This window comes from Trinickia sp. EG282A (genome assembly GCF_040965455.1).
Lineage (GTDB): Bacteria > Pseudomonadota > Gammaproteobacteria > Burkholderiales > Burkholderiaceae > Trinickia > Trinickia symbiotica.
Genome location: NZ_JBFRCC010000003.1, coordinates 289,236 through 301,934, shown reverse-complemented (window position 1 = coordinate 301,934; position 12,699 = coordinate 289,236). Strand labels below are relative to the sequence as shown.

Here is a 12,699-nt window from a genome sequence, read left to right as displayed (position 1 = left end):
CAGCGACGGCCGCCGGAATGCCCATTAATTATTGGACAACTGATTGATTACATTAAAAATAACCAAAATGGACATTGAGCGATGTGGGCTCTTGCCGGGTGTCGACATACGATGCAATCACGCCGTGCCTTGACGGTCGGCAACGACACCAAAAATGGAGACGACGATGAAACGACTGTTCCGCCTCATGGCCGCGGCGGCGTGGCTGCTTTGCAGTGTCCACGCACTGGCCGCCGGCCTCAGGTTTGTCGTGGTGACCCACGCCCCCGACGGCGATCCGTTCTGGAACGTCGTGAAGAATGGCATCGCGGACGCACAGCATGATTTCGGCGTGACGGTCGACTACCGCAATCCGTCCAACGGCGATCTCGCCGAAATGACACGTTTGCTCGAGCAGGCCGGAGCGCGTCACTATGACGGCGTCGCCACGACGATTGCCGACTTCGACGTCATCCAGCGGCCAGTGAAGACGATCGTGGAGAAGGGCGATCCGGTCATCACGTTCAACTCGGGAACGGAGCAGCAGAGCCGCCAGCTCGGTGCGCTGCTGCATGTCGGGCAGCCCGAGTACGAAGCCGGCAAAGAGGCCGGCGAGCGCGCCAAGGCAGCGGGTGTGAAGAGCTTCCTGTGCGTCAACAACAACGCAACAAATCCGCTTTCGTTCGAACGATGCCGCGGCTTCGGTGACGCAATCGGTGTGGACTTCAAAAAAGCCACGCTCGATTCCGGCAACGATCCGATCGAAGTCGAAAACAAGGTGTTCGCGGCGCTTCATGCGCATCCGGAAACGCAGGCCGTGCTCGCGCTCGGCCCAACGTCGGCGGTGCCTTCGCTGCGCGCGATCCAGAAGCTCGGCCTCGCGGGCAAGATCTACTTCGCGACGTTCGACCTCACGCCGGAAGTCGATGGAGCGATCGAAGCCGGCACCGCCGCATTCGCGATCGACCAGCAGCCCTATCTGCAGGGCTATATCCCGGTCGCGCTGCTCGCCATCATGAAGCGCGACCACACGCGCGATGTCGCCAAAGCATGCGCTGCACTCAAGGCCGATCCGAATTTCGAGCAACGCGTGCGAACGTACGGACTCGCGCCGCATTTCGTCAGCAACGGAGTGGACACGGGCCCGGGATTTGTGACCCGCACGAACGTTGCGCTCGTCGAAAAATACGCCGGCAAGTACCGCTGATCGGCTCACGACCGCGGTCAGCCGATGGGCGCCCGCTGGCCGTTCCCCATCCACGCAGCCTCTCCAAAGGATGTTTTATGTTCCAACTAGCCGTATGCGCGGAAATGGTGTTTCGCGAGCTCCCGTTCGTCGAGCGTGTTCGCGCAATTGCTCGACTGGGCTTTCAAGTCGAGATTTGGGACTGGACGAAGCACGACATTGACGCGCTCGTTTCGACCGGCGCGGTGTTTTCGTCGATGACAGGCTATATAAGTGGCGACCTCGTCACGAGGCCGGGTGCGGCGCAATTGCTGGAGACTGCCGAGCAGTCCATCGAGGTCGCGAAGCGGTTGCGCTGCCCGCGCCTGAATCTGCATGGCACGGGACTAGGCCGGCAGGGATTGCCGATGACCCCGGCCGCGGCAACGACCGGCGACATGTGGCTGGCGGCATATCGCACGCTGAGCGACGTTGCGCAGCTCGGGCGGCGTGCGGGCGTCACGTTTTGTCTTGAGAATCTGAATACCGATGTCGATCATCCGGGGGTGCCGTTCGCACGCGCCGCGGACACGCTCGCGCTCGTCGCGGCGGTGGACAGCGCGCATCTGCGGCTCAACCTCGATCTGTATCACGCGCAGATCGGCGAGGGCAATTTGATTGAACTCGTGCGGCGCGCGTTGCCGTACGTCGGCGAGATCCAGGTGGCGGACGTACCCGGCCGCTGCGAGCCGGGCACCGGCGAGATCCATTATCCGGCGATCGCACGGGCGCTGGCCGAAGCCGGCTATCGAGGAACGATCGCGCTCGAGGCTTGGGCAAGCGGCAGCAACGAGCTGTCGCTGCAGCGGTTCCGGGACGCATTTACCGTCTGAAGCGACGCCAGACAAGTAAAGAGCGCGCTCCTTCCTGTTATATCGGACTACTAATCATCAATGCGGAGTGCAACGCTCCGACGTACCTAATCATCGCCGAGGTCGTTCATATGTTGAAAATTGCGCTGCTGGGGGCTGGCCGGATCGGCCAGGTACATGCTCGATCGATCGCTGCCCATCGGGATAGCCAACTCGTTGCCATAGCGGATATCGTTGCCGGTGCGGCAAGTAAGCTTGCCGCCGAATACGACGCACAGGCTCGCTCGGTCGACGACATCCTTGCCGACTCCACGATCGACGCCGTGCTGATCGCAACATCGACGGACACGCATGCAGACCTGATCGAGCGTGCGGCGGCAGCGGGAAAGGCTGTGCTGTGCGAGAAACCCGTGGACTTGTCGCTCGAACGCGCGCTGGCGTGTCAGGCGAGCGTGAACCGCACCGGCGCCACGGTCATGATTGGCTTCAACCGGCGTTTCGATTCCAACTTCGGTGCGTTGAAAGCCGCGCTGGATGCGGGGGAAATCGGCAAGGCCGAGCTGTTGACGATCACGTCGTTCGATCCGGCGCCGCCGCCGTTGTCGCATATCCAGGTATCGGGCGGCCTCTATCAGGATATGATGATCCACGACTTCGACACGGCCTGTTGGTTAATGGGCGGTGCGCCCGCGCGAATTTTCGCCAGCGGGGCATCGCTCGTCGACCCGCAGATTGGTTCAGCGGGTGATGTCGATACCGCCGTCGCGACGTTGTCCTGGGCGGACGGGCGGATCGCCGTGATCAAGAATTCACGCCGCGCCGGCTATGGCTACGACCAGCGCATCGAACTGCTCGGCTCGGGCGGTCTGCTCACAGCGCAGAACGTGGTTGAGAATACCGTCGAAAGGATCAGCGACGCGGGCACGTTCTCGGCCAAGCCAGTCTACTTCTTCCTTGATCGTTATCTGCGTGCATACGAAGCGGAGTGGGGTGCCTTCGTCGATGCAGTGAGGGGGGGAACGTGCGCCGCCGTGACGCTGGAGGATGGCGTGCTGGCCCTCGCTTGCGCTGAAGCTGCCGCGCGGTCAGCGCAGTGCGGCAAAACTGAGTCAATTACGCCGGACTTGCGTGGCACGTGACACTGTGTCGCCGGCGCACGACGCCGCAAAAACATGTTCACGTTTGTTCGAAAATCGCTCCACGCCTCGTCCTACTGATGCCGTTCGCCTTTGCGGTAACCGCATACGCCGTCATGACGCTTTTATGGCCGCCGCATCTCGGCCTCATGGTGTTGTTTGTCGATGTGGCAGCCGGCGCTGGTTATCTCGCCGGGATGCTTGTAGTGGTCGCGATACGTCGCATCGTCACTAGCCGGTGATCGTGTTGGTGTCCGGGAGAGGACTCGGTCACACGAGAGCGACCCCGGCTGCGCTTGCAAGCGCAGCCTTTCGAGTCCTCACGCAAGGTGCGCAGGCACCTTGCAAGAGTGGGCTGACTATCTCAATAGTCTTGCGAAAGGCGATGCCACCGGCGATGGCAAGGCGGTGTGCCCGGATTTGCCTCCGAATGGACGAATAAGAAGGGCAGCAGAAGTCGATCGCTCTCAAACTCCGTTCCGCCGCCTTAACCAAGATACCGCCTCGTCCACCATCGGATGATGGCGGTTCGTATTCCACACCAGCGCCGCCGTCATAACCATCACCTTTTCCTTCAACGGCCGGACGACGACATTCTCCGGTGCCAGCTTGCGCATCGACGCCGGTACCAGCGCAACACCCTGACCGCAGCCGACATACGCGATCTGCGACGTGACCGATCGGACTTCGTGAATCACGCGAGGTGTCAATCCATGCGAGCGGCAGACGGACGTCAGCAGGTCGAAGTAGACAGGGCTGACCTGCCGAGACGACATCACCAGATGTTCGTCTGCGAGCGTCCGCAGCCTGACCCTCGGCAGTAGGGCTAGCGGATGATCCTTCGGCAGCGCGACGGCGAGCCGGTCCTCGGCGAGCGGCATCGTCGCGATCCCATTGCCGATCTCGCCGTCGACGCGGACGAACGCGAGGTCGAGCTCACCGGCCTCCAGCGCGGGAATCGCATCGACGCTGTCGATCTCGCGCACGAACACCGTGAGCTGCGGATGCGCGTGCTTCAGCGCATCGAGCAAAGGTGGCACCGTTTCTAGCATCGCGGATGTGATCGCGCCGACGTGCAGCACGCCCGACTGGCCCGCCGCGACTTCCCGCACGACGCGTTCGAGCCGCTCGACCTGGCTTGCGAACTGCCGCACGGCGGGCAGGATCGCCGCGCCCGCGGGACTTAACTGCGTGCCCTGACGGGAGCGATAGAACAGTTGCAGCTTCAGTGATTGCTCGAGCACCTTGATCTGCTCGGTCAACGGCGGCTGCGACATGTTCAGACGTTTAGCCGCCCGTCCGAAATGCTGCTCCTCGGCCACCGCGAGGAACATCCATAGCTGCCGAATCAGCCGGAAATCGATCGTATTGCTCATGTGGGTGGGTCTCTATACCGAATCGCGCCGCGGCCGCTGACCGCGGCGCCGACGCCATTATCAGGCGGCCGCGTGCCGGACCTGTGTTCCTGAAATCGTATCAGCAAGATACGAAATACAAAATTTACATATCAAATCGGCGACGTGACCATTGCCGCACCTGTCAAAAGAACTCGGCACGATGAACCAGACTTCTCTTCTCGATCGGCTAGTGTCGCTCGATACCAACACGGTCTCCGATGCGCTCGATTTCCTCGGCCTGCCGGGCGCAACGTACGGGCTACGCCCGCTGTGGGACTGCCCGAAGATCGTAGGGCGTGCGAGCACGATCCAGCTCGGCCCGAAGGCGGACTCGAAGCCGACGGTGCATCTGATTTCGCCAGTGATCGACGCAGTGACCACGGATGATCGCGTGCTGGTGATCGCCGGCGGCGCCGACGGCATCTCGTGCTGGGGCGACATCCTCGCGAATGCCGCGACCGCGAAACAGGTCCGCGGCTCGATCATCGACGGCCTTAGCCGCGACATCGAAGGCAGCGAGTCGATCGGCTATCCGGTCTACGGACGCGGCATCACGATGATCAGCGCGCGCAACCGCGTGATCCAGATCGATTCGGGCAAGCCGGTCCAGATGGCCGGTATCACCGTGCACGAGGACGACTACGTGATCGCGGACCGTTGCGGCACGGTCTTCGTGCCTGCCGAGCGCATCGAGGAAGTGCTGGCCCTGGGCGAACGCATCGCGAAGCGGCAGGACGGGATGGTCGCCGCCGTGCGCGCTGGCCGCTCGGTGGCCGAGGTCATGCACGACAACGAATTCGAAGCGATCGCGGTTCGCTGACCGAAAATTGATTTCGGAGCTCTATAGATGACAAATGTGAGAGCAAGCGCCGAAGACCGGGAACTGGTCGAGGGCTTCGCCGGCCTCGACACGCCGGGCGTGTCGGACGCAATGGACAAGCTGGGCCTGCACGGTCAGGCGCTGGGCATCATGCCGCTGACTGACTATACGAAGGTCGTCGTCGGTCCCGCATTCACGGTCAAGTACGTTCCGGCGACCATGCCGCCCGGCACGGTAGGCGACTTCATCGATGACGTCGCGGAAGGCGACGTGGTCGTGATCGACAACGACGGCCGCACCGACTGCACGGTCTGGGGCGACATCATGACCCAGTACGCGGGACTGCGCGGCATCGCAGGCACGGTGATCGACGGCGTTTGCCGCGACGTCAACAAGGCGCTCGGTGACAACTACCCGCTGTTCACGGCCGGCCGCTTCATGCGAACCGGCAAGGATCGTGTGCAGGTCGAATCGGTGAATACCACGGTAGCGATCGGCACCGCGCGCGTCGCGTCGCGCGACATCGTGGTCGCGGATGCGAATGGCGTCGTCGTCGTGCCGCGTGGCCGCGCGCGCGAAGTCGCGCAAATCGCCCGCCAGATCGAGGAAGTCGAATCGCGCATCCGCGAGCAGATCGCGCAGGGCAAGTCGCTGGGCGACGCGCGTGCCGCGCTGGGCTATCACAAGCTGCAAAGCAAGGACTGAACGATGACCGCTGCTCACGCCTATAGCAACACCGAAGTGGTGCAAGCCTGCAAGCTCGGTACCTCGACGCTTTACGAAGCGGCGGGCCTGTCCACCAGCGCCGTCGATCCGGCCATCCGCACGGTTTGGCCGGGCGCGGCGGTCGCAGGCCCAGCCTATCCGCTCGAATGCTCTCCTGGCGACAACCTGTCGATCCACATCGCGATGGAGAAGGTGCCGCGCGGCAGCGTGCTCGTCATCTCGACCGGCGGCTTCGTCGCCGGCTACTGGGGCGAGGTGCTGACCGTGGCGGCGGAAGCGGCGGGCGTCGTCGGCCTGGTTATCGACGGCGGCGTGCGCGACATCGCGGCACTCACCGCACGGCGTTTCCCGGTGTTCACGCGCGGCATCTGCATGCGCGGCACGATCAAGGCCAGCGCGCCGTCGGTCGGTCAGCCGATCAGCTTCGCCGGCACACCGGTGGCGGCCGGGGATCTGGTCGTCGCGGACGATGACGGCGTCCTCGTGATCCCAGCGGCCCACGTCGGGGAGACGCTGGCGCAGGGACAGGCCCGTGCCGACAAGGAGGCGAAGATGATGGAGGCGCTGACGCAAGGCAAATCCACGCTGGAACTGATGGGCCTCACACGCTGGAGGGACGCGTAATGACCGCGCCGGCTCAAGGTCTGAACCGTTTTCTCGCCGCGGCACGCCCGTCGGCGACCTACAAGGTCATGGATCGCGTCGCGGCGCGGCGCGCGAGCGGCGCCGCAGTGATCTCGCTGAGCGCCGGGGAGCCGGATTTCGACACGCCCGAACACGTGCGCGAAGCCGGCATCGCGGCAATCCGGGCGGGCCATACGCGCTATACGCAGGTCGCGGGGCTGCGCACGCTGCGCGAGGCGATCGCCGCGAAATTCCAGCGCGAAAACGGCCTCGACGTCGACTGGCGCGATACGCTCGTGTGCAGCGGCGGCAAGCAGGTGATCTTCAACGCGCTGGCCGCGACGCTGAACGAGGGCGACGAGGTTATCGTGCCAGCACCGTATTGGGTCAGCTACCCGGAGATCGTGCAGCTGTGCGGTGCCAAGTCCATGATCGTTCCGTGCGGCGCCGACAGCGGCTTCAAGCTCACCGCCGATGCACTGCACGCGGCGATCACGCCGCGCACGCGCTGGCTGATCCTGAACTCGCCGTCGAATCCGACGGGCGCGGTCTACGGCCGCGCTGACCTGCAGGCGCTGGCTGAAGTGCTGCTCGCGCATCCGCAGGTGCTGGTGCTTTCCGACGACATCTACGAGCACCTGATTTTCGACGGCATCGAGTTTTTCACGATCGCCCAGGCCGAACCGCGGCTGCGCGAGCGCGTGCTGACGATGAACGGCGTGTCAAAGGCCTACGCGATGACGGGCTGGCGTATCGGTTTCGGTACGGGTCCCGGCTGGCTGATCGAAGCGATGGAGAAGCTGCAGGGACAGCAGACGTCCGGCGCGTCGACGATTTCTCAGCATGCGGCGCTCGCCGCGTTGACGGGGCCGCAGGACTTCATCCGGCATTCACGTGTGGCATTCCAGCGACGGCGTGATCTGGTCGTCAAGCAGCTCACCCAGGCGCCCGGGCTGCATTGCGCATCGCCGCAAGGCGCGTTCTACGTGTTCGCATCGTGCGAAGGCCTGATCGGCAAGACGACGCCGGCCGGCACGCGTCTGGACGGCGACGAGGCCGTGGTCAACGCATTGCTCAACGAGGCTGGCGTGGCAACCGTGCATGGCAGTGCGTTCGGCCTCGGGCCACATATCCGCATCGCGTATGCGCTGGATGATGAGTCTCTGTCGCGTGCGTGCACGGCCATTCAGGGTTTCTGCAGGACGCTGGCGGATTGAGCTTCGCCGCGGCTCCGGCCTCGGTTGCCTTCGATGAATCGAAGCCGGGTTGCGGGGTACCTATGTGCAAGGTGATTTCAATGACTCTGGAATTTATCCGGTCGCAGTTCCGGCTCAACGTCGACGGCACGGCGCTGGACGTCTCGGCCATTCATCGCGACGGCGACAAATCGCCGATCGTGTTCCTGCATGGCTTCGGCTCTACGAAAGAGGACTATGCCGACATCGTGCGCCACGCGGCATTTGACGGGTATCCGTTCATTGCTTATGACGCACCGGGCTGCGGCGAAACCCGTTGTGCCGATCTGTCGCAGATCAGTATCCCGTTTCTGGTGAAAACCGCGCGCGCCTTGCTCGAACAGGTCGGTTTCGACCGCTTCCATTTGATCGGGCACTCGATGGGCGGGTTGACCTCGTTGATGCTCGCACACCAGCAGCCTGAGCGTGTGCTGAGCTTCGTCGATATCGAAGGAAACATCGCGCCCGAAGACTGCTTTCTCAGCCGACAGATCACCGATCATCCGCGGGATGACGCCGAACGGATCTTCGATGACTTCATCGAGCGGACCCGGCACGCGCCGGCGTATGCGAGTGCTCTGTACGCCGCGAGCCTGCGCCATAAGGTCCGGGCCGGAGCGGTAAGCGGAATCTTCCGTTCGATGGTCGATCTGTCGGACAACGGCGACCTGATGAACAAATTTCTTGGCCTGCCGTTCCCGCGAATGTTCATGTACGGCGAGCAAAACGCGTCGCTTTCATACCTGAGCCATATCCGCGAGCAGGGCGTCATGCTGGCCGAGATTCCTGACTGCGGACATTTCCCGATGTATTCGAACCCCGTGCTGATGTGGAACGCCATCGCCGAGTTTCATGAGCGTGCGGGCTGATCTGACCGAGCGTGAGACGGCTTGGCCGATCAGTCGTATTTTTCGCCGTTTGCGTCACTAACGTATCCCGAGCGGCCGACCACCGAGGCTCGATCGACGAGGCGGTGTCGGTGTAGAGGATGAACATCAATTTCAGACTGCTGGAGGAGACTACGATGAATTTCAAGACACAACAGCCGGTAGCTATTGCCGCGGCAGCCACGCTCTTCGCGCTGATGGCGACGAATGCGATGGCCGATCAAATCGTCAAGGTCGGCCACGTCGCGCCGCTGACCGGGCAGATCGCCCATCTCGGGAAAGACAACGAAAACGGCGCACGACTCGCCGTCGAGGAGATCAACAAGAAGGGACTCATCATTGGCGGTCAGAAGATCACGCTGCAGCTCGATGCGCTAGACGATGCGGCTGATCCGCGGACGGCGACCCAGGTGGCTCAAAAGCTGGTCGACGATCACGTCGTCGCGGTGGTTGGCCACCTGAACTCGGGCACGTCGATTCCGGCATCGAAGATTTATAGCGACGCGGGCATCGTGCAGATTTCGCCGTCGTCGACCAACCCGGTCTTGACTCGGCAGGGGTTCAAGACGACGTACCGCATGGTAGCGACTGACGCACAGCAAGGTCCCGCCCTCGCCAATTACGCGGTGAAGAACATGAAGCTCAAGTCGATCGCGATTGTCGACGACTCCACCGCATATGGCCAAGGGCTCGCGAACGAATTCGAGAAGACTGCGAAGTCGCTCGGGCTGAAAGTGATATCGCATGACGCGACCAACGACAAGGCGGTGGATTTTCGCGCAATTCTGACGAAGATCAAGGGCGAGAATCCAGATGCGATCATGTACGGCGGCATGGACGCGACGGGCGGGCCATTCGCCAAACAGGCGATGCAACTCGGGATGCGCGCGAAGGTGCTCGCCGGCGACGGCGTGTGCACGGAAAATCTGTCGGACTTGGCCGGCACGGCGACCAACAATATCGTCTGCTCTCAAGCGGGCCTCGCGCTCGAGAAAATGGCGATGGGCAAGGAATTTGAGGCGAAGTACGAAGCACGTTTCCATCAGCCGATTCTGATTTACGCACCTTTCACGTATGACGCCGTGTACGTCATCGTCGACGCAATGAAGCGCGCCAATTCCATCGATCCCGCGAAGATCCTCGCGAAGATGCCGGGCACGGATTACACCGGGATCATCGGCGAAACGACCTTCGACTCGAAGGGCGATCTCAAACACGGCGTGATTTCGCTGTACGACTACAAGGCAGGCAAGAAGATGCTGCTCGACACCGTCAGGATGTGATGCCGCTGCGAGTCGAAACGTGAAGACGGGCCACCATGTGCGCGACCCGCGCAGCCCCGTTACTCATGCTACCTTTTTCCGGAGGCCGAATTTCGGCAAGCTCTAGCCGACCGCTGACCGTTGGCGATCACGTTGGCGGCGCGCCGGCAGTCTCGTACGCCATTACGCCAAAATGACGCCAATCGCGTGATCGCAAAGAACAAGGACTGCTGCAAGCCCTTGAAAACAAAAGGCCCAGTCACGCTGAACTGCACCCCAAAAGTTGGACATCGATCCAACCTTTGGGGTGTTTTTCAAGTACAGTGAGCAGCTTCGCCAACGAGTGGTTGATGAGTACCTCGCCGAGGGTGTTGGTACGGCGACGCTGGCAGCGCGACATGGCATCGCGCGTACGGTGATTCGTGATTGGATTGGGCGCTATCGGCAGCATGGCAGTGCGGGATTGCGCAAGAAGTTCAGTCATTACGACGCGTCGTTCAGCAAAGGGTAGGCGATGACGGACCGGCGGTTTGTCCTCGCGGTCAAAGACGCCAGCTTTTGACAAGACATCGGCCCAGAGAGCGACGCCACTGCTTCACGCAGTGTCTGCATCTGATCGGGCCGGCGTAAGGCTTCCACTCCTCATCAGCGCACACTGCCCGCGCTTATCGGGCAGACTGGCATGGTATTTCGAAATCGTTGGTGGTGCGCCGGTCCGGCTTGAAAGAGAATTGCCTCGTGCTAACTTCTTTCCGACATCTATGACCGAAGCCAACCCCATTCGAAGCGAAATCGATCTGAATGCGGACGGCCTTCATACCGGCTATTTGCGCTTGCCGCATTCGGTGCACCGGTCCGCGTACGGCTGGATTCCGGTCCCGATCGCTTCAATACGCAACGGCAAGGGCCCGAGTGTGCTGCTGATGGCGGGCAACCACGGCGACGAATACGAAGGCCAAATCCTTGTCTCGCAACTGATGCGCGAAATCGACCCGCAAGCGGTGCGTGGCCAGATTATCTTCCTGCCGATGGCGAACTTTCCTGCTGCGGAAGCGGGCCTGCGCACCTCGCCGCTAGATGGCGGCAACCTGAACCGCAGCTTTCCGGGTGATCCGGCGGGCACGCCTACCCAGGTCATCGCCGACTACATCGAGAACACGCTGCTCTCCCGCGTGCAGTACCTGATCGATCTACACTCCGGCGGCAGCTCGCTCGTCTATGACGGCGCGAACATGCTGGCGATCGAGCCGCGCGACGCCGAAGAGCGCGACCGGCTGCATGGCTTGCTTACGGCGTTCGGCCTGCCGCGCGCGTTCCTGCATCCGCCCAATCCCGTGCATGCCTCGACGGCGGCGCGCCGCCAGGGCGCGATCTCGATCCTGACCGAACTGGGCGGCGGCGGCGCAGTGCAAGCTGCGCTGCTGCGCGAAGCGCGGCACGGCTTACTGCATCTGCTCGGCCATATCGACGTGCTGACCGGGCCGCTTGTGCCCGCACGGCCGCCGGGCGAGACGCGCTTCATGCGCGTCTCGGGCTCGCGGCACTACGTGTACGCGTACGAGCGCGGCGTCTATGAGCCGCTTGTTGAACTGGGCGAAGCAGTCGAAGCCGATCAGCCCGCCGCGCGGATTCACTTTCCGGATACGCCATTGCGCGAACCGGTCACGCTGCATTTCGGGGCCGCTGGGCTCGTGGTTTGCAAGCGCGCAACGGCGGCCGTGCAGCGTGGCGATTGTCTGCTCCATCTTGCCGAGCCGGACGAGTGATGCTCGCCATCCGAACCCCCGTATCGATGCGGATGCAACGAAACCGGAAACATGCAGTCGATATGGGGCAACGCGCGAAATCGATATCGAAAAAAGTTGGTTAATTGGCGAGTAACGCTCGGGTATTGTTTCTGAAAACTTACTGCAAATTCACTGAACCAGCAATTAAGAAACGATGAATAAAACCGGGCGACTCGGATGATTTCCGAACGGCCGGCTCATCCTGGGCGCTTAAACGATGGCCACGAATGACCACATTGTCGATGTTTCCCCGCTCGATCCGGCCGCACGGCCTCTAATCAACGCATTGCAGTACGAATATGCGACCCGCTACCGCGAATATCGCGCGGATAGCGATACCGCCGCAGCCGCCGAGCTTGCGCGTTATCCGGCCGAATTGTTCGCGCCGCCGGATGGCGCGTTCATCGTGCTGGTGCGCGACAGCGAAACCATCGGCGGGGGCGGATTCAAGCGCAAGGACGCGCATACCGCCGAGTTCAAGCGGATCTGGACGCATGTCGACCTGCGCCGCCAAGGCCTCGCGCGCCGCGTCGTCGATGCGCTCGAAGTGCGTGCGCTGCGCCAGGGATATCGGCGCATCTACCTGACCACCGGATTCAAGCAGCCGGAAGCCTGGGCGCTGTACACGAACGCCGGCTACACTCCCTTGTTCGATCGTTCGATTGCGCCCGAGATTCATCTGGTGTTGCCGTTCGGCAAGGATCTGCTCGAACCTGGACGGACCGATTCGCTCGACGATCTACGCCCGCTCGAGCCGCTCGGCTTCAATAAGTAACGGCGGCTTTGCACCGCCTCGGTCCGCCTTCTCC

General features: G+C 62.5%; 13 protein-coding genes. 12 read left to right on the top strand and 1 reads right to left on the bottom strand.

Features of this window, described 5'->3' with window-relative positions; translation table 11 throughout:
• The first annotated feature begins 187 nt into the window (after nucleotides 1–187).
• From AB4Y31_RS15860 to iolG, 3 genes are all read left to right on the top strand, one after another.
• The gene (locus AB4Y31_RS15860) at nucleotides 188–1,186 is read left to right on the top strand and encodes a sugar ABC transporter substrate-binding protein (protein WP_368675303.1); all 999 of its coding nucleotides are present in this window, start codon (nucleotides 188–190) and stop codon (nucleotides 1,184–1,186) included.
• A gap of 77 nt (nucleotides 1,187–1,263) precedes the next feature.
• The gene (locus AB4Y31_RS15855) at nucleotides 1,264–2,037 is read left to right on the top strand and encodes a TIM barrel protein (RefSeq protein WP_368674728.1); all 774 of its coding nucleotides are present in this window, start codon (nucleotides 1,264–1,266) and stop codon (nucleotides 2,035–2,037) included.
• Entirely contained in the window at nucleotides 1,977–3,155 is a 1,179-nt protein-coding gene (gene iolG, locus AB4Y31_RS15850) for an inositol 2-dehydrogenase (RefSeq protein WP_368674727.1), read from the top strand. Before AB4Y31_RS15855 ends, iolG begins: the two co-directional genes overlap by 61 nt.
• A 464-nt stretch (nucleotides 3,156–3,619) precedes the next feature.
• Here iolG and AB4Y31_RS15845 read toward each other — a convergent pair whose 3' ends face one another.
• The gene (locus AB4Y31_RS15845) at nucleotides 3,620–4,528 is read right to left on the bottom strand and encodes a LysR substrate-binding domain-containing protein (RefSeq protein WP_368674726.1); all 909 of its coding nucleotides are present in this window, start codon (nucleotides 4,526–4,528) and stop codon (nucleotides 3,620–3,622) included.
• A gap of 181 nt (nucleotides 4,529–4,709) precedes the next feature.
• Here AB4Y31_RS15845 and AB4Y31_RS15840 point away from each other — a divergent pair, with 181 nt between their 5' ends.
• From AB4Y31_RS15840 to AB4Y31_RS15800, 9 genes are all read left to right on the top strand, one after another.
• Nucleotides 4,710–5,369, top strand: a complete 660-nt coding sequence (locus AB4Y31_RS15840; protein WP_368674725.1) for an RraA family protein — start codon at nucleotides 4,710–4,712, stop codon at nucleotides 5,367–5,369.
• A gap of 27 nt (nucleotides 5,370–5,396) precedes the next feature.
• Nucleotides 5,397–6,074: an RraA family protein gene (locus AB4Y31_RS15835; protein ID WP_368674724.1), complete on the top strand. Its 678-nt coding sequence runs from the start codon at nucleotides 5,397–5,399 to the stop codon at nucleotides 6,072–6,074.
• A gap of 3 nt (nucleotides 6,075–6,077) precedes the next feature.
• On the top strand, nucleotides 6,078–6,719 hold the full coding sequence (locus AB4Y31_RS15830) for an RraA family protein (RefSeq protein ID WP_368674723.1): 642 nt from the start codon (nucleotides 6,078–6,080) through the stop codon (nucleotides 6,717–6,719).
• Nucleotides 6,719–7,936: a pyridoxal phosphate-dependent aminotransferase gene (locus AB4Y31_RS15825; protein ID WP_368674722.1), complete on the top strand. Its 1,218-nt coding sequence runs from the start codon at nucleotides 6,719–6,721 to the stop codon at nucleotides 7,934–7,936. The genes AB4Y31_RS15830 and AB4Y31_RS15825 overlap by 1 nt, the downstream gene beginning before the upstream one ends.
• Nucleotides 7,937–8,016: 80 nt before the next feature.
• The gene (locus AB4Y31_RS15820; protein ID WP_368674721.1) at nucleotides 8,017–8,823 is read left to right on the top strand and encodes an alpha/beta fold hydrolase; all 807 of its coding nucleotides are present in this window, start codon (nucleotides 8,017–8,019) and stop codon (nucleotides 8,821–8,823) included.
• A gap of 155 nt (nucleotides 8,824–8,978) precedes the next feature.
• Nucleotides 8,979–10,124: a branched-chain amino acid ABC transporter substrate-binding protein gene (locus AB4Y31_RS15815; RefSeq protein WP_368674720.1), complete on the top strand. Its 1,146-nt coding sequence runs from the start codon at nucleotides 8,979–8,981 to the stop codon at nucleotides 10,122–10,124.
• 262 nt (nucleotides 10,125–10,386) lie between these two features.
• Nucleotides 10,387–10,614: a transposase gene (locus AB4Y31_RS15810; RefSeq protein ID WP_368674719.1), complete on the top strand. Its 228-nt coding sequence runs from the start codon at nucleotides 10,387–10,389 to the stop codon at nucleotides 10,612–10,614.
• A 250-nt stretch (nucleotides 10,615–10,864) separates the two neighbouring features.
• Complete coding sequence (locus tag AB4Y31_RS15805; protein WP_368674718.1) at nucleotides 10,865–11,869, top strand: succinylglutamate desuccinylase/aspartoacylase family protein; 1,005 nt, start codon at nucleotides 10,865–10,867, stop codon at nucleotides 11,867–11,869.
• A 238-nt stretch (nucleotides 11,870–12,107) separates the two neighbouring features.
• A complete protein-coding gene (locus AB4Y31_RS15800) occupies nucleotides 12,108–12,665 on the top strand; it encodes a GNAT family N-acetyltransferase (protein WP_368674717.1) in 558 nt (185 codons plus the stop codon).
• The last annotated feature ends 34 nt before the right edge of the window (nucleotides 12,666–12,699 follow it).

Excerpts from the sequence above, each read along its gene's own strand:
- AB4Y31_RS15800 (WP_368674717.1), top strand. The coding sequence starts at position 12,108 with ATGGCCACGAATGACCACATTGTCGATGTTTCCCCGCTCGATCCGGCC.
- AB4Y31_RS15805 (WP_368674718.1), top strand. The coding sequence starts at position 10,865 with ATGACCGAAGCCAACCCCATTCGAAGCGAAATCGATCTGAATGCGGAC.
- AB4Y31_RS15860 (WP_368675303.1), top strand. The coding sequence starts at position 188 with ATGGCCGCGGCGGCGTGGCTGCTTTGCAGTGTCCACGCACTGGCCGCC.
- AB4Y31_RS15825 (WP_368674722.1), top strand. The coding sequence starts at position 6,719 with ATGACCGCGCCGGCTCAAGGTCTGAACCGTTTTCTCGCCGCGGCACGC.
- AB4Y31_RS15855 (WP_368674728.1), top strand. The coding sequence starts at position 1,264 with ATGTTCCAACTAGCCGTATGCGCGGAAATGGTGTTTCGCGAGCTCCCG.
- AB4Y31_RS15835 (WP_368674724.1), top strand. The coding sequence starts at position 5,397 with ATGACAAATGTGAGAGCAAGCGCCGAAGACCGGGAACTGGTCGAGGGC.
- AB4Y31_RS15840 (WP_368674725.1), top strand. The coding sequence starts at position 4,710 with ATGAACCAGACTTCTCTTCTCGATCGGCTAGTGTCGCTCGATACCAAC.
- AB4Y31_RS15820 (WP_368674721.1), top strand. The coding sequence starts at position 8,017 with ATGACTCTGGAATTTATCCGGTCGCAGTTCCGGCTCAACGTCGACGGC.
- AB4Y31_RS15815 (WP_368674720.1), top strand. The coding sequence starts at position 8,979 with ATGAATTTCAAGACACAACAGCCGGTAGCTATTGCCGCGGCAGCCACG.
- AB4Y31_RS15830 (WP_368674723.1), top strand. The coding sequence starts at position 6,078 with ATGACCGCTGCTCACGCCTATAGCAACACCGAAGTGGTGCAAGCCTGC.
- AB4Y31_RS15845 (WP_368674726.1), bottom strand. The coding sequence starts at position 4,528 with ATGAGCAATACGATCGATTTCCGGCTGATTCGGCAGCTATGGATGTTC.